The 25,382-nt window shown below is 58.5% G+C and carries 27 protein-coding genes, 1 tRNA gene and 1 pseudogene; 10 read left to right on the forward strand and 19 right to left on the reverse strand.

Going from position 1 to position 25,382, the window contains the following annotated elements:
- Positions 1 to 111 precede the first annotated feature (111 nt).
- Positions 112 to 1,089 (forward strand): Bug family tripartite tricarboxylate transporter substrate binding protein, encoded by a 978-nt coding sequence (locus tag AC8GFZ_RS01315; RefSeq protein WP_506641571.1) that lies wholly within the window; start codon positions 112 to 114, stop codon positions 1,087 to 1,089.
- Between the two features lie 75 nt (positions 1,090 to 1,164).
- Here the strand turns inward: AC8GFZ_RS01315 and AC8GFZ_RS01320 are convergent, their stop codons facing one another.
- On the reverse strand, positions 1,165 to 2,403 hold the full coding sequence (locus AC8GFZ_RS01320; RefSeq protein ID WP_506641573.1) for an MFS transporter: 1,239 nt from the start codon (positions 2,401 to 2,403) through the stop codon (positions 1,165 to 1,167).
- Positions 2,404 to 2,475: 72 nt separating this feature from the next.
- Between AC8GFZ_RS01320 and AC8GFZ_RS01325 the strand changes: the two genes are divergently transcribed.
- The 3 genes from AC8GFZ_RS01325 (at position 2,476) to AC8GFZ_RS01335 (ending at position 4,616) form a co-directional block, all read left to right on the forward strand.
- Positions 2,476 to 2,568: transfer RNA gene (locus AC8GFZ_RS01325), tRNA-Leu, on the forward strand.
- Between the two features lie 14 nt (positions 2,569 to 2,582).
- Entirely contained in the window at positions 2,583 to 3,206 is a 624-nt protein-coding gene (locus AC8GFZ_RS01330) for a DUF6806 family protein (protein ID WP_506641575.1), read from the forward strand.
- 84 nt (positions 3,207 to 3,290) lie between these two features.
- The gene (locus AC8GFZ_RS01335; protein WP_506641577.1) at positions 3,291 to 4,616 is read left to right on the forward strand and encodes an MFS transporter; all 1,326 of its coding nucleotides are present in this window, start codon (positions 3,291 to 3,293) and stop codon (positions 4,614 to 4,616) included.
- Here the strand turns inward: AC8GFZ_RS01335 and AC8GFZ_RS01340 are convergent.
- The gene (locus AC8GFZ_RS01340) at positions 4,603 to 6,153 is read right to left on the reverse strand and encodes a fumarate hydratase (protein WP_506641579.1); all 1,551 of its coding nucleotides are present in this window, start codon (positions 6,151 to 6,153) and stop codon (positions 4,603 to 4,605) included. The genes AC8GFZ_RS01335 and AC8GFZ_RS01340 overlap by 14 nt on opposite strands.
- A 200-nt stretch (positions 6,154 to 6,353) precedes the next feature.
- On the opposite strand from AC8GFZ_RS01340, the gene acs reads away from it, so the two are divergent.
- A complete protein-coding gene (gene acs / locus AC8GFZ_RS01345; RefSeq protein ID WP_506641581.1) occupies positions 6,354 to 8,324 on the forward strand; it encodes an acetate--CoA ligase in 1,971 nt (656 codons plus the stop codon).
- Between the two features lie 134 nt (positions 8,325 to 8,458).
- Here acs and AC8GFZ_RS01350 read toward each other — a convergent pair whose 3' ends face one another.
- The 5 genes and pseudogenes from AC8GFZ_RS01350 to ilvD form a co-directional block, all read right to left on the reverse strand.
- Positions 8,459 to 8,806, reverse strand: a complete 348-nt coding sequence (locus AC8GFZ_RS01350; protein WP_506641583.1) for a type II toxin-antitoxin system PemK/MazF family toxin — start codon at positions 8,804 to 8,806, stop codon at positions 8,459 to 8,461.
- Positions 8,803 to 9,111 (reverse strand): hypothetical protein, encoded by a 309-nt coding sequence (locus AC8GFZ_RS01355; RefSeq protein WP_506641585.1) that lies wholly within the window; start codon positions 9,109 to 9,111, stop codon positions 8,803 to 8,805. Before AC8GFZ_RS01355 ends, AC8GFZ_RS01350 begins: the two co-directional genes overlap by 4 nt.
- 88 nt (positions 9,112 to 9,199) lie before the next feature.
- Positions 9,200 to 9,466 (reverse strand): annotated as a pseudogene (locus AC8GFZ_RS01360) (type II toxin-antitoxin system HicB family antitoxin); the annotation flags it as partial.
- A 21-nt stretch (positions 9,467 to 9,487) separates the two neighbouring features.
- Positions 9,488 to 9,799 (reverse strand): c-type cytochrome, encoded by a 312-nt coding sequence (locus tag AC8GFZ_RS01365; protein ID WP_506641587.1) that lies wholly within the window; start codon positions 9,797 to 9,799, stop codon positions 9,488 to 9,490.
- Positions 9,800 to 9,957: 158 nt separating this feature from the next.
- The gene (ilvD, locus tag AC8GFZ_RS01370; protein ID WP_506641589.1) at positions 9,958 to 11,661 is read right to left on the reverse strand and encodes a dihydroxy-acid dehydratase; all 1,704 of its coding nucleotides are present in this window, start codon (positions 11,659 to 11,661) and stop codon (positions 9,958 to 9,960) included.
- A 153-nt stretch (positions 11,662 to 11,814) separates the two neighbouring features.
- Here ilvD and AC8GFZ_RS01375 point away from each other — a divergent pair, with 153 nt between their 5' ends.
- Entirely contained in the window at positions 11,815 to 12,153 is a 339-nt protein-coding gene (locus tag AC8GFZ_RS01375) for a type II toxin-antitoxin system RelE/ParE family toxin (RefSeq protein ID WP_506641591.1), read from the forward strand.
- Complete coding sequence (locus tag AC8GFZ_RS01380) at positions 12,131 to 12,460, forward strand: helix-turn-helix domain-containing protein (RefSeq protein ID WP_506641593.1); 330 nt, start codon at positions 12,131 to 12,133, stop codon at positions 12,458 to 12,460. The genes AC8GFZ_RS01375 and AC8GFZ_RS01380 overlap by 23 nt, the downstream gene beginning before the upstream one ends.
- Before the next feature lie 14 nt (positions 12,461 to 12,474).
- Here the strand turns inward: AC8GFZ_RS01380 and AC8GFZ_RS01385 are convergent, their stop codons facing one another.
- Together AC8GFZ_RS01385 and AC8GFZ_RS01390 are read right to left on the reverse strand one after the other, a co-directional pair.
- Positions 12,475 to 12,690 (reverse strand): type II toxin-antitoxin system HicA family toxin, encoded by a 216-nt coding sequence (locus AC8GFZ_RS01385; RefSeq protein WP_506641595.1) that lies wholly within the window; start codon positions 12,688 to 12,690, stop codon positions 12,475 to 12,477.
- Complete coding sequence (locus AC8GFZ_RS01390) at positions 12,683 to 12,886, reverse strand: hypothetical protein (protein WP_506641597.1); 204 nt, start codon at positions 12,884 to 12,886, stop codon at positions 12,683 to 12,685. The genes AC8GFZ_RS01385 and AC8GFZ_RS01390 overlap by 8 nt, the downstream gene beginning before the upstream one ends.
- Before the next feature lie 233 nt (positions 12,887 to 13,119).
- On the opposite strand from AC8GFZ_RS01390, the gene AC8GFZ_RS01395 reads away from it, so the two are divergent.
- Positions 13,120 to 13,428, forward strand: coding sequence for a HigA family addiction module antitoxin (locus AC8GFZ_RS01395; RefSeq protein ID WP_506641599.1), 309 nt, complete (start codon positions 13,120 to 13,122; stop codon positions 13,426 to 13,428).
- 31 nt (positions 13,429 to 13,459) lie between these two features.
- Here AC8GFZ_RS01395 and AC8GFZ_RS01400 read toward each other — a convergent pair whose 3' ends face one another.
- From AC8GFZ_RS01400 to AC8GFZ_RS01445, 10 genes are all read right to left on the reverse strand, one after another.
- Entirely contained in the window at positions 13,460 to 13,690 is a 231-nt protein-coding gene (locus tag AC8GFZ_RS01400; protein WP_506641601.1) for a hypothetical protein, read from the reverse strand.
- Positions 13,691 to 13,845: 155 nt separating this feature from the next.
- The gene (locus AC8GFZ_RS01405) at positions 13,846 to 15,075 is read right to left on the reverse strand and encodes a fimbrial protein (protein WP_506641603.1); all 1,230 of its coding nucleotides are present in this window, start codon (positions 15,073 to 15,075) and stop codon (positions 13,846 to 13,848) included.
- Between the two features lie 10 nt (positions 15,076 to 15,085).
- Complete coding sequence (locus AC8GFZ_RS01410; protein WP_506641605.1) at positions 15,086 to 15,274, reverse strand: hypothetical protein; 189 nt, start codon at positions 15,272 to 15,274, stop codon at positions 15,086 to 15,088.
- The gene (locus tag AC8GFZ_RS01415) at positions 15,275 to 16,522 is read right to left on the reverse strand and encodes a fimbrial protein (RefSeq protein ID WP_506641607.1); all 1,248 of its coding nucleotides are present in this window, start codon (positions 16,520 to 16,522) and stop codon (positions 15,275 to 15,277) included.
- 10 nt (positions 16,523 to 16,532) lie between these two features.
- Positions 16,533 to 19,625, reverse strand: coding sequence for a fimbria/pilus outer membrane usher protein (locus AC8GFZ_RS01420; protein ID WP_506641609.1), 3,093 nt, complete (start codon positions 19,623 to 19,625; stop codon positions 16,533 to 16,535).
- Positions 19,626 to 19,657: 32 nt separating this feature from the next.
- Positions 19,658 to 20,455: a fimbrial biogenesis chaperone gene (locus AC8GFZ_RS01425; RefSeq protein WP_506641611.1), complete on the reverse strand. Its 798-nt coding sequence runs from the start codon at positions 20,453 to 20,455 to the stop codon at positions 19,658 to 19,660.
- Positions 20,456 to 20,521: 66 nt separating this feature from the next.
- Positions 20,522 to 20,842, reverse strand: a complete 321-nt coding sequence (locus AC8GFZ_RS01430) for a hypothetical protein (RefSeq protein ID WP_506641613.1) — start codon at positions 20,840 to 20,842, stop codon at positions 20,522 to 20,524.
- A 261-nt stretch (positions 20,843 to 21,103) separates the two neighbouring features.
- The gene (locus AC8GFZ_RS01435; protein WP_506641615.1) at positions 21,104 to 21,778 is read right to left on the reverse strand and encodes a fimbrial protein; all 675 of its coding nucleotides are present in this window, start codon (positions 21,776 to 21,778) and stop codon (positions 21,104 to 21,106) included.
- Positions 21,775 to 22,467, reverse strand: a complete 693-nt coding sequence (locus AC8GFZ_RS01440; RefSeq protein WP_506641617.1) for a fimbrial protein — start codon at positions 22,465 to 22,467, stop codon at positions 21,775 to 21,777. Before AC8GFZ_RS01440 ends, AC8GFZ_RS01435 begins: the two co-directional genes overlap by 4 nt.
- Before the next feature lie 112 nt (positions 22,468 to 22,579).
- Positions 22,580 to 23,266, reverse strand: coding sequence for a fimbrial protein (locus AC8GFZ_RS01445; RefSeq protein WP_506641620.1), 687 nt, complete (start codon positions 23,264 to 23,266; stop codon positions 22,580 to 22,582).
- Between the two features lie 227 nt (positions 23,267 to 23,493).
- Here AC8GFZ_RS01445 and lgt point away from each other — a divergent pair, with 227 nt between their 5' ends.
- Together lgt and AC8GFZ_RS01455 are read left to right on the forward strand one after the other, a co-directional pair.
- A complete protein-coding gene (gene lgt, locus AC8GFZ_RS01450) occupies positions 23,494 to 24,309 on the forward strand; it encodes a prolipoprotein diacylglyceryl transferase (RefSeq protein WP_506641622.1) in 816 nt (271 codons plus the stop codon).
- Positions 24,310 to 24,360: 51 nt separating this feature from the next.
- Positions 24,361 to 25,344 (forward strand): Bug family tripartite tricarboxylate transporter substrate binding protein, encoded by a 984-nt coding sequence (locus tag AC8GFZ_RS01455; RefSeq protein WP_506641624.1) that lies wholly within the window; start codon positions 24,361 to 24,363, stop codon positions 25,342 to 25,344.
- Positions 25,345 to 25,382 lie beyond the last annotated feature (38 nt).

The raw sequence follows: 25,382 nt of genomic DNA on the forward strand, positions 1-25,382 counted from the left end.
GGCGGGCGCGGGTTTTTCCTAGGCCCCAAGAGCGAGTTTTGCGGGAGAGGTTGCCCCCATGGCGCACCCAAGCCGGTTACGATGGTGCCAAACCTTTTCTCAGGAGACATCATGCGTGAAATCAACCGACGTCGGACGCTTTTGGCCGCCGTGGCCTTGACGGTGCTGGGCGGTGTGGCCCAGGCCCAAAGCTTTCCGAACAAACCCATTCGCTTGATCTGCCCGTTCCCTCCTGCGGGCGCGGTGGACATTGCTTCGCGCGCCATTGCCGCTGAGCTGTCCAAAAACCTGGGCCAGCCGGTCACGGTGGAAAACCGCCCCGGCGCCGGCGGCAACATTGGTGGCACTGAGGCCGCGCGCGCTGCACCCGATGGTTACACCATCTTCATGACCACCAGCGGCATCCAAGGCATCAACCCCGCGCTGTACGCCAAGATGCCCTTTGACCCGAACAAAGACCTGGCCCCGGTGGCGGCCTTGGTCTCGCTCAACAACGTGCTGGTGCTGCACCCGTCGGTCAAAGCCAATAGCGTGGCCGAGGTGATTGCGCTGGCCAAAAACCCGTCGCAACAAGTCAACTACGCGTCCAGCGGCAGTGGCACCAGCATCCACATGTCGGGTGAGATGTTCAAGTTCCTCACCGGCGTGAACATGCTGCACATCCCTTACAAGGGCAGCGCACCGGCGGTTAATGACCTGTTGGGCGGCCAAGTGATGATGATGTTTGACAACATCCCATCGGCCTTGCCCCACATCAAGGCGGGCAAATTGCGCGCTTTGGCCACCACTGGCGCCAAGCGCGACCCAACCCTGCCTGATTTGCCCACCATCGCCGAGGCGGGTGTGGCCAACTATGAGTCGGGTGTCTGGTTTGGTTTGTCGGTGCCGGTGGGCACACCGCCAGAGATCATTGCCAAACTCAGCGCTGAGGCCATCAAGGGCACCAAGTCGCCCGACTACATCAAGCGCATGACCGATTTGGGCTACAACATCATGGGCTATGGACCGGCCCAAATGGCCGAAATGAACCGTGCCGAAGTCGCCCGCTGGGGGCCCATCGTGAAGGCCTCGGGGGCCAAGGCCGACTGAGCTTCGCGCCGCACCGTTGATCGCCACTTCGCGTTCAGGGCCGTGGCGCGCCATCCGAAGATGGGTGGCGCTACATCAGGGTTTGGCTTGGCTGGAGGTACTGGTGCTGGGGTCGCGCACCACCAAGCGGCGCACCACCCAAATCGACAGCAAACTGGCGGCGCCCCCCACCACGGCATTCCAACCGTAGTCTTGCACCAGACCCTGTGCATCGCGTGAAATGATCAAGCCGCCGACAAAGGCGGCTGCGCCCATGGCGAGCGACTGCACCGCGCTGTTGATGGCCATGAAGCTGCCGCGCACCGCGGGGTTGGCCGAAGCGCCCACCAACGCCATGCCCGGAATCATGCGGCCGCTGAGCACCACAAACATCACCATGTTGAGCGCAATCACCCAGGGCAATGCCACCGGGGGCAGGTGGGTCAACACCTGCAAAGGCAGCACCACAAAAGCCGCCAAGACAGTGAACACCTGAACCTTGCCATGCCGATCGCTGAGCCCGCCAATCCAGCGCGCACTGAACAAGGTGGCCGCGCCACCGAACAAATAAATCAACGGCACTTGTTGGGCATTCAGCCCCACATTGGTTTGCAGGTAGATGGTGATGTAGGGAATCACCGCAAAGCCAGTGAACATCATCAAGGCCGAAAACAAAAACGCCCAGCGGTGATTGACGTCGGCCAAAACGCTGGTGATCATGGCGCGAATGGCGGGCCGCTCTGGGCCTTGCATATGTCCTTGCATGCGCGGCAGCACCCGCCAAGCCAGCGTTGACAGCAGCAAACCAAACACCGCAATCGCCACAAACGGCATGTGCCAACTCGACCAAGCGGCGATGAACAAGCTGGTTGGCACGCCCACCACGGTGGCCAGGGAAAAGGCCGACAAAATCACCGACATGGCGCGCCCCCGGCGCTCAAACGGGATCAACTCGGCCACCATGGTTTGCACCAGGGCCGAGAGCACCCCACCAAACACCCCCGTGGCGATGCGCGCCGATACCAAGCTGGCGTAGCTCCAGGCGACGGCACAACCCAAGGTGGCCACAGAGAAAGCCACAAACAGAGCCAACAACAAACGTTTGCGGTCAAACCGGTCCACATACGCCGAGGCCACAAGGCCCGAAATGGCCGCCGCCCAGGTGTAAGAAGAAACCAAAAAGCCAAATGCCGCATCGCCAATGCCAAACTGTTGGGTGATTTGAGGCCCCAGGGGCATCATGATCATGAAATCCACGATGTGGCTGAACTGGATGCCGGCCAGCACCCACAAAATCCATCGTTCGTTGGGGTGGGGGGTGGGGTGGTTGGGCATGGGTGCGCATCATCGCACGACAACTCCCCTGGGAGATGCGCTTAAGTTTGCGACAATGGTGTACCGCCCATCGCCCGGGTGGTGAAATTGGTAGACACAGCGGACTTAAAATCCGCCGCTTCGTTAGTAGCGGGCGTACGGGTTCAATTCCCGTCCCGGGCACCAGAAAGAATCCAGCCATGCCGCGATACAACCAACCCTTTGAAATCCATGTCCATGGCGACGTGCCGTTGCGCGAAGAGGTGGGTTTGCCACAGCTGCACGAGGCCTTGCGCCCGCTGTGGAAGTATGCGGGTGCCAAGTCCTTGACCGACGGCGCGGCCAGCGCTTATGAAGAAGAACTCGGTTTGCAGTTTGATGAAGCCGACAACCTGCTGCGAATGTGTTGGACCGTCTCTGGCGACGAGGACTTTCGCCAATGCCTGGACGACATGTGCATGAACCTCAATGAATTGACCAAGGCCGGTGCATCCATCGAGGTCACTTTCTATGACACCGAGTTTGACCAAGAAGACGGCCCTGAAGAGGGCGAATCGCGCGACGATTTTTTGATGCTGTTTGTGGGCCCCAGCCCGGCGGCCATCATGCAAGTGCAGCGCGACTTGCTGGTCAGCGATGTGATCCACATGATGGAGCGCCATTTCGACGGCGCTGAGCTGGGCGGTGTGGTCGCTGAGATCGACAAACTTTTCTCTGGCCGGTTTGATGCGCTGGTCAACTCCATGCGCTTGGACCGCCCGCCGCGCGGGCCTGGCGGCAACCCGGGTCACGGTGGCCCGCGCAAGCCGCGCCATTTGCACTGACCCGCGCGTTTCCAAAAACCAGGCCTCGCGAATGCAGACCTTTCATGGGCACAGGTCTTTAAATGGTGCAGCATCTCCTGCGTGTTGGCCACGCCCACTGAGGCGATGACCCCTTCGAGCAAGCACCTCCGACCTGGCGTCACCCGGCGTGACTTGGTGGGTTGGGCCATGTATGACTTTGCCAACTCGGGCTATGCCACGGTGGTGCTCACCGCCGTGTTCTCGGCCTATTTCGTGGGCGTGGTGGCCGCAGATGCGGCGTGGGCCACCTTCGCTTGGACTAGTGTCTTCGCCGCCTCGCATATGCTGGTGATGATCAGCCTGCCTGCTGTCAGCGCTTGGGCCGATCGCCATGCCGCCAAAAAACGCGCCTTGGCCATCAGCACCGTGGGCTGTGTGGTGTGTACCGCTGGCTTGGCCTCCGTGGGGGCGGGCGATGTGGTGTGGGCCGGGGTGTTGATCGCCCTGTCCCAATTGTTTTTTGCCTACGGCGAATCCTTGGCGGCTGCGTTTTTGCCCGAACTGGCCCCGCCCGAGGCCATGGGACGGGTCAGCGCCTGGGGCTGGGCTTGGGGCTATGTGGGGGGCATGCTATCCCTTGGGATGTGTTTGGCCTTTGTGTTTTGGGCGCAAGCCCAAGGGCAGGGGGCGGCTGACTTTGTGCCCATCACCATGCTCATCACCGCGGCGGTGTTTGCGCTGGCCAGCGGGGTCACCTTTGCCTGTTTGCGCGAACGTGCTGTGCCTCAGCCGCCCGTGCCAGGTGGCCTGGGGCCAGCGTCAGTGCCACGCAGCGCCTGGGTCAACTGGCGCAGCACCTGGGCAGAGCTGTGCACCCAACCCGCCATGCTGTGGTTGCTGGCCTGCACCGTGGCCTACCAAGCCGGGGTGGCGGTGGCGATTGCTTTGGCCGCTATTTATGCCCAAACCGTGATGGGCTTTGAAACCACCGAAACCATGCTCATGGTGTTTGTGCTCAACATCGCGGCCGCCGTGGGGGCCTTGGTGCTGGGGCATGGACAAGACCGTTTTGGGCATCGCCGCGCTTTGGCCCTGACCTTGGTGGTCTGGTGCATCACTTGCGTTTGGGCGTCATTGGCCGATACCAAGCTGTCATTTTGGGGCGCAGCCACCTTGGCGGGTCTGAGCATGGGCGCGAGCCAATCGTGTGGCCGCGCCATGGTGGGTTTGCTCGCGCCACCTGAGCGGTTGGCGGTGTCCTTTGGCGCCTGGACCTTTGCCGTGCGCTTGGCCAGCGTACTGGGTCCTTTGCTCTATGGCGCCGTCACCTGGTTCAGCGGTGGCAACCAGCGCCTGGCCTTGGCCAGCACCGCGGGCTTGTTTGTCCTGGGCCTGCTGCTGCTGACCCAGGTGCGCATGCCCGCGCCAGCCAGCGTCAAGCGCGGCTGAGCGCGATGCCTTTGAACTCGCCGGTGGCGATGCGCTTTTGCCAGGTGTCTGGGCCGGTGATGTGGGCGCTGGTGCCGCCCGCGTCCACCGCCACGGTCACAGGCATGTCGACCACATCAAACTCGTAAATGGCTTCCATGCCGAGGTCGGCAAAGCCCACCACTTTGGCGGTTTTGATGGCCTTGCTCACCAAATAGGCCGCGCCGCCCACGGCCATCAAATAAGCGCTGTGGTGTTTGCGAATCGCCTCGATGGCTGTGGGGCCGCGCTCGGCTTTGCCGATCATCGCGATCAAGCCGGTTTGGGCCAGCATCATTTCGGTGAATTTGTCCATGCGCGTGGACGTGGTCGGGCCAGCGGGGCCCACGGCTTCGTCGCGCACCGGGTCCACCGGGCCCACGTAGTAAATCACGCGGTTGGTGAAGTCCACGGGCAGTTTCTCGCCCTTGGCCAGCATGTCTTGGATGCGCTTGTGCGCGGCGTCGCGCCCGGTCAGCATCTTGCCGTTGAGCAGCAGGGTTTGGCCGGGCTTCCAGGCGGCCACTTGCGCCGGGGTCAAGGTGTTCAAGTCCACGCGCTGGCTTTTTTGCGTGTCGGGTTGCCAGTCCACTTTGGGCCAGGTGTCCAGTGACGGTGGGTCCAGGTATACCGGCCCCGAGCCGTCGAGCACAAAGTGCGCGTGGCGCGTGGCCGCGCAGTTGGGGATCATGGCCACGGGCTTGCTGGCCGCGTGGGTGGGGTACATCTTGATCTTCACATCCAGCACGGTGGTCAGTCCACCCAGGCCTTGCGCGCCAATGCCCAAGGCATTGACCTTGTCGTGCAACTCCAGGCGCAGGTCTTCGGTCTGGGTCAGTTTTTCGCCCTTGGCTGCTTTGGCTTGCAGGGCGTACATGTCCAGGTCTTCCATCAGGCTTTCTTTGGCCATCAGCATGGCTTTCTCGGCGGTGCCGCCGATGCCAATGCCCAACATGCCCGGTGGGCACCAACCCGCGCCCATGGTGGGCACGGTTTTGAGCACCCAGTCGACCAAGCTGTCGCTGGGGTTGAGCATGACCATCTTGCTTTTGTTCTCGCTGCCGCCGCCCTTGGCCGCCACGGTGATGTCGAGGGTGTTGCCCGGAACCAATTGGGTGAAGATCACCGCGGGCGTGTTGTCCTTGGTGTTTTTGCGCTCAAAGTGGGGGTCGGCCACGATGCTGGCGCGCAAGGTGTTGTCAGGGTGGTTGTAGCCCCGGCGCACGCCTTCGTTGATGGCGTCCTCAAAGCCGGCGCTGAAGCCCTCTAGGCGCACGCCCATGCCAATCTTCACAAACACATTGACGATGCCCGTGTCTTGGCAAATCGGGCGGTGGCCCATGGCGCTCATTTTGCTGTTGGTCAAAATTTGCGCCATCGCGTCTTTGGCCGCTGGGCTTTGCTCGCGTTCGTAGGCGCTGGCCAGGTGAGAGATGTAATCCGCTGGGTGGTAGTAGCTGATGTACTGCAAGGCCGCGGCCACGGATTCAATCAGGTCGTCTTGTCGGATGATGGTCATGGGGAGGGTATCTTTCGAACAGGAATGGCGCCGCTGACAGTGCAGGGCGGGGGCAGTTTACAAGAGATGGCCTGGGCGCTGGTGCCCCTGCTGGGTGTCCAAAAAGGTGTAAGCTTTCTTCAAGTCAGTGGGGTGTAAGAGCTTGCAACGACATTCCCACCCGTCGCGCCCGCAGAGGCGAATCAACCGGAGACAACACCATGAGCGAACACGCCACGCCCACCTACCACCCGCACGCAGAGTTTGTCAAAAACGCCCATGTCTCCGGCATGGACGCCTACCACGCCCTGTGCCAAAAAGCCGAGCAGGACTACCCCGGCTACTGGGCCGATCTGGCGCGCGAATACATCTCCTGGAAAAAGCCGTTCACCCAAACCCTCAACGACAGCCAAGCGCCGTTTTTCAAGTGGTTTGAAGACGGCACTTTGAACGCGTCGTACAACTGCCTGGACCGCCACATCGAAAAAGGCCAGGGCGACAAAACCGCCATCATTTTTGAGGCCGACGGCGGCGAGGTCACCCGCACCAGCTATGCACAACTGCTGGCGCGCACCTGCCAAATCGCCAACGCGATGAAGTCGCTGGGCATCCGCAAAGGCGACCGCGTCATCATCTACATCTCCATGTCCATCGAGGGCGTGGCCGCCATGCAAGCCTGTGCCCGCATCGGTGCCACCCACTCGGTGGTGTTTGGCGGTTTTTCCGCACAAAGCTTGCGCGACCGCATCGAAGACACCGGCGCCAAGATGGTCATCACCGCCGACCACCAGGTGCGCGGTGGCAAGCAATTGCCTTTGAAATCCATCGTTGACGAAGCGCTGGGCTTGGGCGGCTGCGGCAGCATCGAGCATGTGCTGGTGGTCAAGCGCTCGGGTGCCGACATCGCCATGACCGCTGGGCGCGACCTGTGGATGGCCGATGTCGCTGACAAAGCCGCCACCACCTGCGAGCCCGAGTGGGTCGAGGCCGAGCACCCGCTGTTTTTGCTCTACACCTCAGGCTCCACCGGCAAACCCAAAGGGGTGCAACACAGCACCGGCGGCTATTTGTTGCACGCAGCCCTGACCACCCACTGGACCTTTGACCTCAAACCCAACGACGTGTTTTGGTGCACCGCCGACATCGGTTGGGTCACCGGCCACTCTTACATCACCTACGGCCCCTTGGCCCTGGGCGGCACAGAAATCGTGTTTGAAGGCGTGCCCACCTTCCCCGATGCCGGCCGCTTTTGGAAGATGATCCAAGACCACAAGGTCAGCATTTTTTACACCGCACCCACGGCCATCCGCTCGCTGATCAAAGCGGCCGAGGGCACGGCCGCCGTGCACCCCAACCGCTACGACCTGAGCAGCCTGCGCTTGCTCGGCTCGGTGGGCGAGCCCATCAACCCCGCCGCCTGGGAGTGGTACCACCAGCATGTGGGCGGCGGCAACTGCCCCATCGTCGACACCTTCTGGCAAACCGAAACCGGCGGCCACATGATCACCCCGTTGCCCGGTGCCACGCCCATGGTCCCCGGCTCATGCACCTTGCCTTTCCCCGGCATCCAAGCCGCCATCGTCGACGAGACGGGCAAAGACGTGCCCAACGGCCAGGCCGGCATCTTGGTGGTCAAAAAACCTTGGCCCTCCATGATTCGCACCATTTGGGGCGACCCCGAGCGCTTCAAGAAAAGCTACTACCCTGATGACTTCCAAGGCAAGTACTACCTGGCAGGTGACGGCGCCATTCGCGACGCGCAGTCGGGCTACTTCACCATCACGGGCCGCATTGACGATGTGCTCAACGTGTCGGGCCACCGCATGGGCACGATGGAGATCGAATCCGCCTTGGTCAGTTGCACCGAACTGGTGGCCGAAGCCGCCGTGGTCGGCCGCCCCGACGACACCACCGGCGAGGCCATCTGCGCCTTTGTGGTGCTCAAACGCAGCCTGCCCAGCGGCGACGAAGGCAAAGCCATCGCCAAGCAACTGCGCGACCACGTGGCCAAAGAAATCGGCCCCATCGCCAAACCCAAAGACATCCGCTTTGGCGAAAACCTGCCCAAAACCCGCTCCGGCAAAATAATGCGCCGCCTGCTGCGCTCGCTGGCCAAAGGCGAGGCCATCACCCAAGACACCAGCACCTTGGAAAACCCCGCCATCCTGAGCCAGCTCGGCCAAGCCTATTGATTAATTGGGGTCAGATTCCAATTTCCTGCCTCGGCGGGGTTGGTGTTAACGGGGTTCCAATTTCATGTCACCGGCTGGGTGGCACTCTGCGCCTCAATTGTAATTGGGGTCAGATTCCAATTTAATGGGGTGGCTCAAGCTGTCTGGGTCTTGATGGCCAGCACTTTGCACAGCGCCAGGTTGATCGCTTGCAGATCTTCTTCCCCCATATCGGCGATGTAGCCTGACAGCCGAGATTTATCGATCGCACGGATGTGCTCGGTGCGCACTTTCGAGCTGACGCCCAACGATGGCGTGGCCACCAGGAGTGGGAAGATGGCTGGGGTTTCAGTGGTGGTCAGCGGCAACACCACCACGGTGCGGCGATGGTCGTTGATTTCTCTGGGCGACAGAATGACGCAGGGGCGGCGCTTGGCCATTTCCGAGCCGCGCGCTGGATCCAACTTCACCCAGTGAACTTCACCACGCTGAATGCTTTTCACGGGGTTGCGGGTCCTGGTGCGTTGGTTTGACCCGCGCCCAGCTCTTTCAAAAAGCGTTGCTCGTCAAATTCGCCCCAGGCATCGTTATCGTCCAGGGCGAGCCACTGGCCATCGTCACTGATCTGCAGTTGCTCCAAGGCCGACAGACGCTGGGCCGCTTCTTCCAGTTCGCGACTTTCGCGGTCCAGCTCGCGGCGAACCAAGTCCACCACAAACTGGTTGCGCTTGCGTGAAGGAGTGGCGGCAGCCAAACGCCGCGCCAAATCCTCGGGCAAGCGAAGGGTGAATTGCTGTATTGAGTTCATGGCTTCATTAAGACATCGTTTGATGCCAATGATATCAACAGGTGGGATGCTCTAACTTCCTGACTCGGCGAGGTTGCCCCCTCAGCGCTTAAGCGCTGATGGTCATGTGGGCAATAAAGCCTGAGCGGGTTTCGCCAAACGCTTTGGCTTTGGCGTCCAACCGTGCCAAGACGCGCTTGGGCAGCGAAATATTGACGCGCTCAATCTCTTCAGACAACAGCTCGGGGGAGACCTCGGCAATGGCCCAAATCCAACCTTTGTAAGCGCGCTGCTTTTGCAGTGAGGTGATGGTGCTGGGCGGCGGCACGCTTTGGCCCGCATCCAGCGCGGTTTCTATCCATAGCGCGATGGATTGTTTGGCGGCTGAAAGACGCGCCTACTTCAATCCCAATATCCACACCGCCAAGCGCCGTGCTTCGGCTTCGCTCAGTTGCGGGTTGGCTGGCATGGGCACTGGGCCCCAGACGCCCACGCCACCTTTGAGGATGCGGGTGGTGAGCTTGTCCGCCGCTGTGCGGTCGTTGGCGTACTTTTGGGCCATGGCTTTGAGGGACGGGCCGGTGATGGTCCCTTCCATGGCGTGGCAGGCGTTGCAATTTTTTTGCTGCGACAACGCCGCATCGGCTCGGGCAAGGCTGGGCACGCCCAGCGCCAACCAACACATCAGCGCGAGCATCAATCCAGTCATGTGAGCAGGTATGTGTTTGGGCATTCCTAAGGGCACTCGAGTGGGCTGATGCCCACCCAGGTCAGCTGGCAACCGGCTGTGGCTGGGCTGCACCGCATCGCAACCCATGGGCGCGCTGCGGTGGCCAAACATCAGCGGGAATGCCAGGGGCCGGGGTGTCACGGCTGGGGGTACAGGTCCAGCACCGCGCCGGTGCTGGCGCTGGATGCGTTGAAGGCAAACTTGGCCTGCACGCCACGGGTGTAGCGTGGTGCTGGGGGGGTCCAGCCTTTTTTGCGCTCGGCCAGTTCGGCATCGCTCACATCCACCTCCAACAGCAATTGGTGCGCGTCGATGGTGATGCGGTCGCCCTCGCGCACAAAGGCAATGTTGCCGCCCGCCGCCGCCTCGGGCGCCACGTGGCCAACCACCATGCCCCAGGTGCCGCCCGAAAAACGCCCATCGGTGATCAGGCCCACGCTCTCGCCCAAGCCCGCGCCAATCAGCGCGCCGGTGGGGGCCAGCATTTCGGGCATACCCGGTCCCCCTTTGGGGCCCAAGTAGCGCAGCACCATCACGTCTCCGGCGTGGATCTTGCCGTCCAAAATCGCTTTCAGCGCCGACTGCTCGTCGTCAAACACCCGCGCAGGGCCGGTGATGACAGGGTTTTTCAAGCCGGTGATCTTGGCCACCGCGCCCTCGGGCGAGAGGTTGCCTTTCAAAATCGCCAAGTGGCCCTCGGCATACATGGGCTTGTCGATGGTGCGAATCACGTCTTGGTCGGCGCGCGGGGTGTCGGGCACATCGGCCAAGTTCTCGGCCACGGTTTTGCCGGTGATGGTCATGCAGTCGCCGTGCAGCAAACCGGCGTTGAGCAACACCTTCATCACTTGCGGAATGCCACCGGCTTTGTGCAGGTCCACCGCCAGGTACTTGCCGCTGGGTTTCAAGTCGCAAATGACGGGGATTTTTCGGCGAATGCGCTCGAAGTCGTCAATCGTCCAGTCCACGCCTGCGGTGTGGGCGATGGCCAAAAAGTGCAACACCGCATTGGTCGAGCCACCGGTGGCCATGATCACCGCCACGGCGTTCTCAATCGCCTTTTTGGTCACGATATCGCGCGGCTTCAAGTCTTTTTTGATCGCCTCGATCAGCACCTTGGCCGATGCCTTGGCCGAGTTTTGCGTTTCGTCGTGGGGGTTGGCCATGGTCGACGAGTAGGGCAGTGACATGCCCAGCGCCTCGAAGGACGACGACATGGTGTTGGCCGTGTACATGCCGCCGCACGAGCCGGTGCCGGGGATGGCGCGCATCTCAATCTCGCGCAGGTCGGCATCGCTCATTTTGCCGGCAGCGTTTTCGCCCACGGCCTCAAACACGCTCACGATATTCAAGTCTTTGCCCTTGTAGCTGCCCGGCAGGATGGTGCCGCCGTACACATAAATGGCCGGCACATTGGCGCGCAACATGCCCATCATGCCGCCGGGCATGTTTTTGTCGCAACCGCCCACCACCACCACGCCGTCCATCCACTGGCCGCCCACGCAGGTTTCGATGCAGTCGGAAATCACCTCGCGGCTGACCAGCGAATACTTCATGCCCTCGGTGCCCATGGCCATTCCGTCCGAAATGGTGGGCGTGCCAAAAATCTGCGCGTTGCCACCTGCTTCTTCAATGCCGGCCACCGCCGCGTCGGCCAGCTTTTGCAAGCCGCTGTTGCACGGTGTGATGGTGCTGTGCCCGTTGGCCACGCCCACCATGGGTTTGACAAAGTCGCCCTCTTGGTAGCCCATGGCGTAATACATGGAGCGGTTGGGCGCGCGGGATTTGCCTTCGGTGATGTTGGCAGAACGGCGGTTGATTTTGATGGGAAAAGTGGCCATGGTGTCTCGGGGTTTTGGGTAAAGCGGTTAGTTTAGCCGTGAGTCAATGGTGGAGGTCCATGATGTACTATTGCACATAGTGCTATATTTAATGCCCATGAAAAACAAACGCGTTTTTAAGTTAAAAACCTTCGCGCGGTGGGCAAAAAAATCTTGACTGATGAACAGCTATGCGCTGCAGCAAAAGAAATCCTTGCTGGCCAGTATGAGGCAGATCTCGGTGCTGGGGTATGTAAAAAACGCATCGCTGTGTCTGGACAGGGTAAGTGTGGCGCAACCCGAACGCTGGTTGCCAACACAAGCGCGCATGGTGTTTTTTTCATGGCGGGCCGCTCAAAAAGTGACCCGGGTACTGACTTTTCAGATGCATCGGTTGCACAGGCGCAACTGATTGCTAAGGATTTACAAGCATCCACCGTTCTTCAAATTGAATACGCGATGCAAGACGGATACATAGAGGAAATTTGTCATGACTGCAAAGAAGAAGGTTGACCGCGTTGCTGGCGAAATGATTGAAATGGCCACGTTGCTGTCTAAGCGTGGCATTGTTTCCATGAAAAACTTGGAACAAATCAAGGCGCTGGGGACTGCCCCACCTGCTTACACTGCCGAGCGAGTGGCTGCGATTCGCACGAAAAAAGCCAAGATGAGCCAAGCGGTGTTTGCTGGTTTTCTGAATGTACGCCCGTCCACGATTCAAAAATGGGAATCTCCTGCTTCGGGCAAACATCCCGTTGGCGCTGCGGCCAAGTTGCTACAAATCATTGAGACCAAAGGGATCGATGCATTGGCATGTTAAGAATCGCCTAAAAATCACAGTACATCTGAAAACTCCTTTGCACTGACACCTGCCTGTCTCAGTAAGCCATTGACTGTGCCGACTTTGACTTCCTTGTGGTTGGGAACAACGCAACCTTGTCCTTCGCGCTTCATCACAATATGGCTGCCGGATTGTCTTGCTACAACAAACCCAAGTTTTTCAAGAGCACGAACAATATCTGCACCCGATAGCCCGGGGAATTTAGGCATGGCTGACTTCAAATGTGGTCATCACAGGATGATGATGAATTGTCATGGGGAATTCATCTAAGTAAAGGCTTGTCGCTTCTTTGAGGTTTTGGATGGCTTCTTGAAAGGTTTCGCCCTGGGTGGTGGTGCCTGTTTCTGGGTTCAAGGCGATGAATCCACCTTCTTCAGCCTCGGTGATGACTGCAGTAAGTAACATCAATATTGCTCCGATGGATGTGGATGGAATGCTTTCATTTTAGGCATGAATCGACCCAAGACGATGGTTCCATGTCCAAGAAGGCCTCTGCTTCTTGGTCGGATTTAAGGGTTGGAAGCTTCTTCATAGCGTTGTAGCTCTTTTTGGTGGATAAAACGAGCGCTGATGGGGCGAATCACATTTGAATTTATGGGCGAAGACGCCATCAACGTTAACTTGGAGGACTATCACTGATGAAGTCTCTGCGAAACCCCGACCGTCCACCCACCCACCCTGGTGCGGTGCTTCGTGAAGATGTGTTGCCTGAATTGGGCTGGACACAAGGCGAATTGGCTTCCAAATTGATGGTCAGTCGGCAAACCGTGTCAGACTTGCTGCACGAAAAAAAGGCGCTCACTGCCGAGATGGCCATCCGCATTGCCAGAACCATCGGTGGCACCCCAGAAAGCTGGCTTCGCATGCAGCAGGCTTTGGACCTGTGGACGGCTGAAATCAAGTTCAAAAACAACCCTGCGCTGGCCCCCAAAGCAGTGGCTGCTTGAAAAAAGCCTTGCAAAAGGGCCGCTGGCAGATTCACTTCACCCCTATGTGGTTGATCACCACAGGCGGGCGGTCGGGAAATTTCGCCACCAATTCCAGCTGACCTCCCATGCTTTCCACATATTGGCGCATGGTCGAGAGCAACATGTCACTGCGTTTTTCCAAGCGAGAAATGGTGTCTTGCCGAACCCCTAAGACAGCGGCCATTTGGACTTGTATTTGTTGTGCTGCTAAGCGCAAGTCCTTGAGAGTGGTCAATTCCATGACCCGTGCCTGCACCCGCGCTTGCCTGTCTTTGGGCAGGGATGCGATTAAATCATCGAGTTTTTTTGCCATTTTCGAACCATGGCTTCAAGCATGTGCACACAGCCCCACACCCCTTAGAGGCGGTTTGCAGCGTCAGATGGGCGTCACGACACTTATTGATAATCCACCGTGAATGTGGCTTTGGAAATAAATGTGCCTTCCTTGGTGGTTTCGCTGTTTCTAATGAGCCTGACTTTGTGGGGAACGATGGTGGTGTTTGAGGTGGGGGTCGCTATATAAGGTCGTCTGTTTTTAACAAGGGTCGGGTTTTCTGTGAATTTGACCTTGTCTCGACCGGTTAAATCAATCGTGGAAAAAATTTGTGCAGAAATTCCTGCCGAAGATACGCCACCTTTGATATTTAAAGTGGGGTCGTTCAAAATTGAAAAACCATCCGCAGAGGGCGTGGTGAAAGTCCATGTGAAAACTTTGGCTTGGTTATCCGCATTTTGGCAATTGAGCGTGACGGGCAAGTCGATGGTTGTGCCTGGAATGGCTTGGCCAGCTGTTGTTGCAGTGACTTTGTCCGGGTTCATTTTAGGCATGACGACCAGCGGTGGGAGGGTGACAGCACAGGTGGGTGGGGCGACACTGTATTTAAAATCGACAGGGGGAAGAACAGATGGAAAAGATGAAAGGTTAAATAATGCCACTCCTGATGAGTTAGAAATGACAAATTTTGAATAGTCAATCCTGCCACTTGTAATGCAGTTAACGAAGATGTTAAAGGCGCATCTGAATTCACTTCCACCACTAGTTAAATCCATACCAATATTACTTCTCGTAATTTGGACGGTGAGTTTGTATTTTTTACAAGTTGAATTTAAAACAAATACAGTTGGAAGAACCACTTGTGAAATACTGCCGGTTTTAGATGGACACAATTCATTTACATCAATGGTAATGATCGCATTTAAACCAGTTCTCCCTATAAAATTATTACCGGCTAAATCTTTGCAATTGGTCACATAATTTAACCAAATATTATTTGTGCCGCAACTAGACGTTCCTGAAACTTCTTCGTCAACAGACAAAGTTAATTTGCCGTTTGTGATGGTCGCCGCTAATCCTGTGTTTATTCGTATTAAGTTGCTGCTGGTTAGGCAATTTGTAACATCTATTTCAACAGCAGTTGTGTAAAGAGTAAACGCTGTTGGATTTGATCGTTTAAGCTGTACTGTGCCAGAGGGTGCATTATTTGAAATGCTGGTTACTGTTGGTGGCTGTACGCATTGCCCCATGGCAACCCCATAATGCATCATGTTGATCAAACAAGCCATGGCACCCCATTGCCAAAGTTTTTTCAGCAAATGGAAAAAATGAGTTTTGTTATTCGCAACCATCAATATCCCCTTATTTATCTTTCAGCGCACTCAGGCCGCCTGCGCCGGCCACCTCACACTTGAGTTTCAAATGGGTAAACCCATTGGCATTGGCGGTGGTTTTTTCGTCCAAGGCGTAATCGACCCAGCAGGTTTCCCCGGGTTCGTCGCCCCACACCCCTTTGAGGCGGTTTGCAGCGTCAGATGGGCGCCACGACACTTATTGATATTCCACCGTGAATGTGGCTTTAGAAATAAATGTGCCTTCCTTGGTGGTTTCGCTGTTTCTAATGAGCCTGACTTTGTGGGGAACGATGGTGGTGTTTGAGGTGGGGGTCGCTATATAAGATCGGCTGTTTTTAACAAGGGTCGGGTTTTCTGTGAATTTGACCTTGTCTCGACCGGTTAAATCAACCGTGGAAAAAATTTGTGCAGAAATTCCTGCCGAAGATACGCCGCCAGCGATATTTAAACTGGGGTCGTTCAAAATTGAAAAACCATCCGCAGAGGGCGTGGTGAAAGTCCATGTGAAAACTTTGGCCTGGTTATCCGCATTTTGGCAATTGAGCGTGATGGGCAAGTCGATGGTGGTGCCTGGAATGGCTTCGCCGGCTTTTGTTGCAGTGACTTTGTCCGGGGTCATTTTAGGCATGACGACCAGCGGTGGGAGGGTGACAGCACAGGTGGCGGAGGTACCGACGTAATTCAAAGTGAGAGGGGAAAGAATATTAGAAAGTACAAATAAATTTGTAGCAGTTGCGCTGCGAGCGCGAAATGATGAATAGCTAATCGTGGCTTCTGTAAGGCAGCTAAAGGGGAAAGGGCCGACCTGAGTTGCGCAATTAATGTTAGATCCAGATTGAAGAGTCAGATCATCAGTATTTCTAAAAAGTTCGAAGGTGAATTTGTATCTTTGACAACTTGAATTGAGACGAACTTCATTTGCTGAAGTGGCAATTGCAATAATGCCGGTTTTAGATGCACATAATGCATTCACATCAATAGTAATGGTAGCAGCTAAACCACTTCTTAGGGAGGTCCCGATATTAAGAGTTTGGCCGATCGCGTTTTTACAGTTAACCAATAAAAATTCCACTGAACCTACAAGACTAAAACAGTTTGATCCGCCGAGTAGGGGGGAATATCTTGCAGTTAATATGTTGTTTGAAATTGTCAATGTGAGTGAGGTAGGTGTTCCAAACTGCATGAATATATCTTTGCTGGTTGTGCAGGGTGCGGTATTGACATTAAACTCGGTTTTGTAAACAGATGAATTTGTTGTACTTGTTCGTTTTATCTCTACTGTGCCAAAGGGGGCGGTATTTGAAACACGGAGAACTGTTGGTGGCTGTACGCATTGCCCCATGGCAACCCCATAATGCATCATGTTGATCAAACAAGCCATGGCACCCCATTGCCAAAGTTTTTTCAGCAGATGGAAAAAATGAGTTTTTTCATTCGCAACCATAAATATCCCCTTATTTATCTTTCAGCGCACTCAGGCCGCCTGCGCCGGTCACCTCGCAGCGCAGTTTCAAATGGGTAAACCCATTGGCATTGGCGGTGGTTTTTTCGTCCAAGGCGTAATCCACCCAGCAGGTTTCCCCGGGTTCGTCGCCCCACACCACTTTGAGGCGGTCTTTCAAGCTTTGCACCCGCACCATGGCGCGGCTGCCTTGGCCCACGGTGCCAACCTCGTTGCCCAGGCTGTCGGTCACGCTGGCACCAATGGGCAAGCGCACCCCGGTGCTGGTTTGCAGGGCGATAAAAATCGGCCGGCCGGTGGTGGCTTTGTAGGTCAGGCGCACGATGGAGCCCTCCACCGGGGCGACTTTTTGGTTGGGGTTGTCCACTTCCAGCTCGTCGGGCGCGCCCTCCAGGCTGATTTGCACGTCGTTCATGTAGTAAGCGGACAAAAACGGCACCACCGCATAGCCGCTGCTGTTGACCCGCGCCGCACTGCCCAGCACGCCCGCGCCTTTGCCTTGGGGCACTTCAACAATGGCAAAGGTGGTGCCCAGGCTGGGCGCCAAGGTGATGCCGCCGCTGTGCACCACCAGGCCACCGCTGGCGCTCAGGCTGGTTTGCTCGCTGCCCCCGGGGTTGGACTGCGACACCGACGCCCCCAAACTGCCATAACGGTGCTGGGTGCCCACCGACGCGCTGGTGCTGCTGTTGTTGCCGTTTTGCGACTGGCTCAGGCCGTAGTTGAAGCCGCCTTCGGGGCTGTAGCCGGACACCGACAGCGCTTGGCTGGGCTGGTTGGTGCCGGTTTGGAAGTGGCTCAGGCGCACGTTATTGTTGAGTTTGCCCACACCCAGCGGGACCGAGGCCGACACGCTCATGCTGTCCACCGGTTTGCGCCCGTCGATGTAGGTGGTCTGGTTCATGCTGATCGACAGGTTCACGTTTTTGGCGCTCACCGAGTAAGACAAGGCGTATTGATGGGTTTGGGTGCTGCCGGTCCAGGTGTTTTGTTCGGTCACGCTCAGGCCCAGGCCGCCCCAGCGGCCCATGTTCATCGACAGGTTCAGCGCGAGGCTGCTTTTGGGGCTCAAGGGGTTGTAGGGGTCGGCGCCGCTGCCGCTCAAGGCGGTGAGGGGGGCCACATAACCCAGGCTTTGCTGCGACATGCTGGCATACACCTGCACCGGCCCCAGGGGTGGGGCAAAGTAGCTGACGCCATAGGTTTGCCCGTTGCTGGTGCCAAAGTTGGCGCTTTGCCACTGCGATTGCAAGCGGTTGAAGTTGACCGTGCCCCAGGGCTGTAAAAAAGCCGCTTGCAGGCCCAGGTTGTTGTAGTTGGGCGCGTTCACCCATTCCAGCCCCGGCGTGGGCCAGTTTTCCAGGCCATAGCGCAGGAAGGCTTGCAGCACCGGGGTGTCGGTCACGCCGGTGCTGTTGCGCAAGTTCCCCGCCGACAGGCTGTAGCGGTAGCTGCCGGGTTTGAGCTTGCCCGCACCTCGGGTGTAGGGCACCAAAAAGCTTTGGGTGGTGCCATCGGCCTCGGTCACTTGCAATTGCAAGTCGCCCAGCGGCGCGGGCGGGTTGAGGTTGACAAACTCAAACGGCCCGGGGGGCACGGTTTGTTCAAAAAACACCACATTGTTTTGCAGCACGCGAACACGGGCATTGCTGCGCGCCACGCCACTCACCTTGGGGCGAAAGACGCGGTCTTCATCGCTCATCAAGCCTTCTTCAGAGCTCATGCGCAGGCCCCGCAGGGGCACCCCCCCGATCAAGGGGCTGAAGCTGCTGATCTCGCCCAGGGCCAGGTTGGCCTGCCAGTCGATCAAGGGGCGGTTGACAAAGGTTTCACCCGCCACATATTGCTGGGTGCTGTTGCCCTCGCTGTTGTTTTGGCTCAGGTAGCTGGTGTGGCGCACCTGCCAGCCTTGCAGGTTGACGCCCGAGTTCAGGCCCAAAAACTGCGACTGGGTGCCGCTGCTTTGGTAGTGGCTGAAGTTGTAGTTGGCAAAGCCCGCGTTTTCGCCCCGGGTCAGCATGCCCGGGGGCACCGAATTAAAGCTGCGACGCGTCAAAAACGCTTGGGGGATGGTCAAGCTCACCCGCAGCTCGGTGGCGTCGTAGGCGGCGGTGGCACCGGGCAGCCAAGCTTCGATGTACAGGCAGCCGGGGTGGGTGGCTGAGGGGGTGGCGGTTGTGGCGGTTGCTGGGTTGGGTGCCGCAGCGGTTTTCAGGGGGGCATTGGCCGCTGGGTTGGCGGGCTTGGCTTGCAGCAGTTGTTGGCCCTCGGGGCTGATGTGCTCGGGCTTGACGTCCAACTCTTTGAACAGGCTGGGGCTCAAGCAGGGGCGGGCGTCGCGCCCCTTGGGTGGGTCGGTGAACAACACCTTGGCCTTGGTGATTGGCTTGTCGTTGCTGTAAATCTCCACGTCAATCGCGCCGGCGCGCACCCGGCCGAGTTTGTTGACGCTGGCCGCGTCCATGTTGCGAAAGGCTTTGCCGCGCAAAAAGTCGGTGTCAAATTCAAAGTCCTCGCCATCAGCATCGGCGGCTTTGGGGGGCGGGGCGGGTGGGGTGGGCACGGGGGCGGGTTCTGGGGTCAGCCGCTCCGGGCGCTTGGCCAACAAGGCCAGTTTTTCCTGGGGCTGCAAGCGCAGCTCGCCTTGTTCGTCGGGCTGGCTGGGGGTGCGCAAGCGCAGGGTGACGGGCAAGCTGGGGTTCAGGGGCTGCACCTTGTCGATCAGCAAGGGGCCTTCGCTCAATTGCTGCTCAAAAAACACCAGGCCGCTTTGCATCAGCTCGACCACCTGGCCGCGAAAGGCCTGGCCTTGCAAGCGCAGCAGCAAGGGCCCTTGCGCGGCGCTGGCATGCGCGCTCAGCTCTACCCGCGATTGCATGGCCATGACCGCGTTGGCTGTCGGGGTGCTGGCCTGCGCCAGGGCTGACCATAAGCACAGACCCAGCGCCCAAGACAGGAAACGGGCCCCGGGGAAGGCCTGGTGCTGGCACCGTGCAGGTGCCAGTGCAGGGCGCACAGCACCGGCAAAGGCACCGCCCAAGCTGGCCCGCTGGGGTGCAATGCTTGCGCCACAGGTGGTATGCATGGATACCAGGATTTGCCAGGGGTTGAGCCCGCTCAGGGCTTGCCAGACAGCGGGAACTCGATGGTGGTCGCGCCGCCAAAGTCGTTGACAAAATCAACCTTGATTTGGTTGAAGGCTTTGGCGGGGTCGGGCATTTTGTCGACCTCACCCAGCACGACGCTGGTTTTGCCCATGGGGGAAATCATGCCGCCATCGATGGGACCGCCAAATTTGCCCGCTTGGCCCAGCATCACGGCAAAAAAAGACATGTGAAAGGGTGTGGGGTTGGACCCCTGGGCCACCCAATTGCCGCCTTCTTTGACCAGCTGCCAAGACACTTTGCCCATCAGCGACAACGGGTCGGCGCGCAAAGCCTTGGGCCGATAAAACACCTTGATGCGGGTGCGCACCGCAAAGCTGATTTTGTTTTCTTCGGCCGACTTTTGCGGCACCTCCAACATGTTGAAGTAAAACACGCTTTCGCGGTCCGCGGGCAGTGGCTCGCCGGTATAGACCAGGCGCACCACCTGCGAACCGTCGGCCTGGAGGCGGGCAATGGGCGGGGTGAGGTTAAACGGGGTGGTGGCGTCTTCGGGCGCGGCGTTGGCGTTGCCGTCGTCAAGCCACATTTGCACAAAGGCAGGCCGGTCTTTGGAGGTGTTGGTCACCCGAAACGACACCTCGCGCCGGGCCTCGGGGTAAATCACCCGCGTGGTGTCGATAACCATGTTGGCCTGTGCGGCGCCCAGGGCCCAGCAGCCCACCAAAGCGGCCACACCCCAACGCCAAAGGCGTGCCAGGGGGGCGGGAAAAAACGGCAGGGAGGAGGGGGGCAGGGAGGTGTACATCATGGGGAGGGTGAAGTGAAGGTCAAACAAAAACCCAAACGCGAACAACCACCCCAGGCCTGTGGCGGCTCAGCGGTAGTTGAGCGTCATCAGCCTGTGGGGGCCGCGTGCGTTGTGGGCAGGCGCGAGGGTTTCGAGCGCCACTTGGGCAATGGCTGCGCTCGACAAGGGGTTGCCCGCGCCGGTGCTCAGGCCGCAGGCCTGGCCACTCAAGCGGGTGGGCTCGCCGATGTGCTGCAAGGCATGCCGGCTCAGCTGACAGCCCGGAGAGGTGATCACGCCGTGGATTTCCAGCACGCCCTTTTGGGCGTGTGCGCAACCCACGCCAGCGGCCAACACAGCTGTCACCAGCCATGTGCGCCCCCGTTGTTTCGCTGATTGGCGATCCATGCCCACCCGTCCTTGTGTCGACCCAGGCATCCAATGCCTGTTGAATCACCATTGAATCGAAACACGCGGTGCAGAACAAGACTTGCTTTGGCATTACCTGCCAGGGGTGGGCATCAAACTTTAGCGCTTGACAGGCCAGATGACGTGGCCTTTTGGTGGCCTTTTGAATGCTTTTTCGGCCCGTGCGCACAGGTGCAGACGGACACACTTCGTCACTTATTTTGACAATGTTGTGGGCTGGGCGCGTCAACATGGGCTTGATCAGTTGTGGTTGAGCACAAAGGGCAGAAGCACCGACACATTGCCAGGCATCACATCGTCAGTGCCTGGCCACAGGTTGATCAGGCTGGCCACTTGAGCGCCAGTGATGCGCGCTGTCACATAGCGCACGCCCAAATTGAGCGTAGCGTCGCCAGGGGGGGAGCCATCGGCATTGGTTTTGGCGTTCAAGGCGGCGTTCAGGGCTTGGGGGTCGTTCAAGTCCAAGGGGGTGAACAAGCCGCTGGGGCTGAGCAAGCCCAGTTGCACATACACGTTTTGCGCCGGGCGCAGGGTGGCCACATTGCGCAACAAACCGCCATTGGGCACCACGGCGGCCAAGGGCCCATCAAAGGCGATTTGTGCGTTCAGCCTCGACACCGTCATGCACCCCGCTGGACCATTGAGCTTGAGGTTCAGGGGGGTGATGTTGCCAAAACCATTGTTCATCAACTGCACGGTTTGCAAGGGCGGCAAATTCAGCACATACGGGTTGGGGTTGCTCACCATGCGCAGCGGCAACTGGCAAGAGCCTTGTTTGATCAGGCCAGACAACCTGAGCGACCCCGCCTGTGTGCTGATGGGGCTTTGCGACCAGGCGTTGCCCAAGACCAAAAATGGCCACAGCGCCCAGCCAGCCCAACACCTGCCCGAACCCAAACACCATGCCAGCTTCATTGGTAAAAAACCGTCAGGGGTATAGCCACGGAATAGGCGCCTGGCGTTCTGGTGCCCGAGGTGAGTGTCAAAAATTGGGCACTCAATGCCAGTGTGTCAGTGGCCACCAAACCCGGGATACTGGCGTTGGGGCTTGAAAGCAATGTGAATGTGCCGGTACCTTCGGTGGGGGTAAAGGGTTTGTTATCCAAGACAACATTGGCGGTGCCTTCAGTCGCGTTTTTGGTGGTCTGAAGAACAATACCGATGTCAGAAGTGAAGGACTGGGGTGTCGCGCTCCTATCGCCGTCCGACTGAAGTGCCTTGGTTCCGCCAGATGCGGTGACAACGTTGGCAGCGGTGACCGATATGCCCACATCCCACTTGCCAGTACCAATGCCATCGCAAGTGCTGCCATCGGCATTTTTGACCGAAAGAATGACCGTTTGTTTGGGGGCCACATTCGTGAAGCCCTGAAATTGGCCGGTTGGAATTTTGGATGGAGATATGGACCCAAACGACATGGTTTTGCGCCCATTCAGGGTGGACAGGGCGTCGCCAAAGTTCAACACACAAGTGGGTTTGGTGAGGGTTCCCGCCAAGACCAGCGTGCCTTGGTCTGGGGCTTGGGCGTGGCCAATGGCCAGCGCGCCAAGCAACACCCAGGCGAAGGCCGTTTTCCAAAGGGTTGGGATCGACAAAAACTGCATGCGATCAGATCCAAAATGGCTCATCAAAGACGGTGAACTGAATGGGGGGAGTGATTGGGGTGTCATCCCCAGGGCGACAGGCCCTGGGGTAACACATGCCCAACTCAAACGATCAGCGGTACCAAACGTTCAATGGCAAGGTGGCTGAGAAGCCGCCAGCGGTAGCGGGAGTCCCGCCCAATTTGACGAACTGAGCGGTCAGCGCAATTCTGTTGGCAGGCAATACAGCAGGGAAGCTGTCGGAGCCAGACAACAAGGTGTTGCCGAGGTAGGCGCCCCTTAACAAATTGAGATTGGTGGTGCCGGTGGTGACTGAGGGCCCTGTGGATGTTCTGATCAACACGCCCACGCCGGTCGCCATGCCTGACGTGCCACTGCTGAGCAACACGGCGTTGGCGCCGTTGGTAATAGACGAAACTTGCCCAGACAGCAGTTGCGGGTTGATACCGATATCCCATAAGGTGTTGCCAGCGCCCAATGTGCAAGTCGCACCAGTTCCAGCGGTGGTTTGAATGCTAAACACAACCGACTGTGCTGTGCCAAAGGTGGCGCCGTCCGTGGTGCCAGCAGTTCCGGTGGTGACGTTGCCCAAACTCAGGGTTTTGGATCCATTGCCTGTGCTGCCTGTGCTGCCATCGCCGAAGCTCAGCACACAGGTGCTAGCGCTGATTTGCCCGTTGATGATCAAGGTGCCCCCGTCGTTGGCCGCTTGGGCGTGTGAGGCCAAGTGCAAGCCCAGGCCTGCGGCCAGGGCGGCGATGGTGAGTTTGGCTTTGTTGCGATTGAACGTGTTGCGCATGTGTAAATCTCCGATGACAAGTGAAGTTAAGGAATTCAACGATATGCACTAAAGAGCTACATTTCGTTGCGTTTGAATGTTAAATGATTAGTTTCATTTTTCGCCACAGCTGACAACTTTTTTCACTAAAAAATAGCTCATTTTTTGTTATTTTGTTGTTTTTTTGTTAATTTAGTACTCATAAATACGTGTTTTTACCGATATCCGGCCTGTCGCACAATAGAACCATGTTGATTCACCCGCAATTCGACCCCGTGGCTTTGCAGCTTGGCCCGGTGGCTGTGCACTGGTACGGCCTGACCTACTTGGCGGCTTTCGCTTTGTTTGTGTTTTTGGCGCGTTTGCGCTTGGCGCACCCCGACGCGGCGCAACGCGGCCCCGCTGTGTGGAACGCACAAACCATTGACGATTTGTTGTTCTACGGCGTGGTGGGTGTCATCTTGGGTGGGCGCTTGGGCTATTGCTTGTTTTACAAACCCGCTTACTACGCGGCGCACCCTTTGGAGGTGTTGTTTGTGTGGCAGGGCGGCATGAGTTTTCACGGCGGCATGCTGGGGGTGATTGCGGCGATGGCGGTGTTTGCCCGGCGCTTGCAATTGCCCTGGTTGGCGGTGACGGATTTCATTGCGCCCTGTGTGCCCACCGGCTTGGCCGCAGGGCGGGTGGGCAATTTCATCAATGGCGAGTTGTGGGGCCGGGCGGCTGACGCCAGCTTGCCCTGGGCCATGGTGTTTCCGCAAAGCGGCGTGGCCATGCCCCGCCACCCCTCGCAGATCTACCAGTTTTTGCTCGAGGGTTTGCTGTTGTTTGTGGTGTTGTGGTTTTACGCGCGCCGCAGCCGGCCCGTGGGCGCGGTGTCGGGTGTGTTTTTGATCGGTTATGGCGCTTTTCGCTTTGTGGCCGAGTATTTCCGCGAACCCGATGCGCACCTGGGTTTGCTGTGGTTGGGCTGGAGCATGGGCCAGTGGTTGTGCGTGCCGATGGTGGTGGGCGGCGCGCTTTTGTGGGCCTGGGCACAAAAAGGCAAAATGACGCCCGTGTGACGGCGCACCATGTTCACCCCCGTTCACATCCACAACACTCAGGAGACACGAATGACATCAAACCTTGATCGCCGTCAGTGGCTGCAATGGAGCGCTGGCGCTTTGGCCAGCACCCACTTGGGGCTGCACGCCCAGTCGGCGTGGCCGAGCAAACCGCTGAATGTGGTGGTGCCCTTCCCCGCAGGCGGGGGCACCGACGCCTTTGCGCGCCCCTTTGCGGCGCAGTTTGCCAAGATGACGGGCCGGCAACTGGTGATTGACAACCGGGGTGGCGCAGGTGGCACCTTGGGCGCGGGGGTGGCGGCCAAGGCCGTGCCCGATGGCTACACCTTGTTCATGGGGGCAGTGCACCACTCGATCGCGCCATCGATGTACCCCAAGCTCGACTACGATTTGGAAAAAGACTTCATCCCCCTGGCGCTGATGGCCACGGTGCCGCAGGTGCTGGTGGTGAACCCGAAAAACGTGCCCGGCGACTTCAAGGCTTTTTTGGCGCAAGTGCGGCAAAACCCGGGGCGGCTCAATTACGGCTCGGCCGGTGGCGGCACCTCGCACCATTTGGCGGGCGAGTTGTTCAAAATTCAAACCAAGACCTTCATCACCCACATTCCCTACCGGGGCGCAGGGCCCGCTTTGCAAGACCTGATGGCCGGCAATGTGGACATGATGTTTGACGGCCTGGGCTCGTCGGCGGCGCACATCAAGGGTGGGCGCATCAAAGCGCTGATGGTGGCCGGTGCCAAGCGCAATGCGGCTTTTCCGGATGTGCCCTGCGCGGCCGAGTTGGGGCTGCCCGATTACACGGTGAGCACCTGGTACGGCATGTGGGCGCCCAAGGGCACACCGGCCGAGGCGCAAGCCGGGTTTATCGATTGGAGCCAAAAAATTTCCGCCTCCTCCGAGATCAAAACCGCTTGGGCCAACAATGGGGCCGAATACCCCAACACCACGGGGGCACAATTTGGTGCCTTCATTGCCGCCGAGATCAAGCGCTGGGCCGGTGTGGTGAAGGATTCTGGGGCCAAGCTCGACTGAGTTGGCTTTCTTGGCTGGGGGCACTGCCCCCGCTCTTT

Source organism: Limnohabitans rimovensis (SeqCode) (assembly GCF_965234775.1).
GTDB lineage: Bacteria > Pseudomonadota > Gammaproteobacteria > Burkholderiales > Burkholderiaceae_C > Limnohabitans > Limnohabitans rimovensis.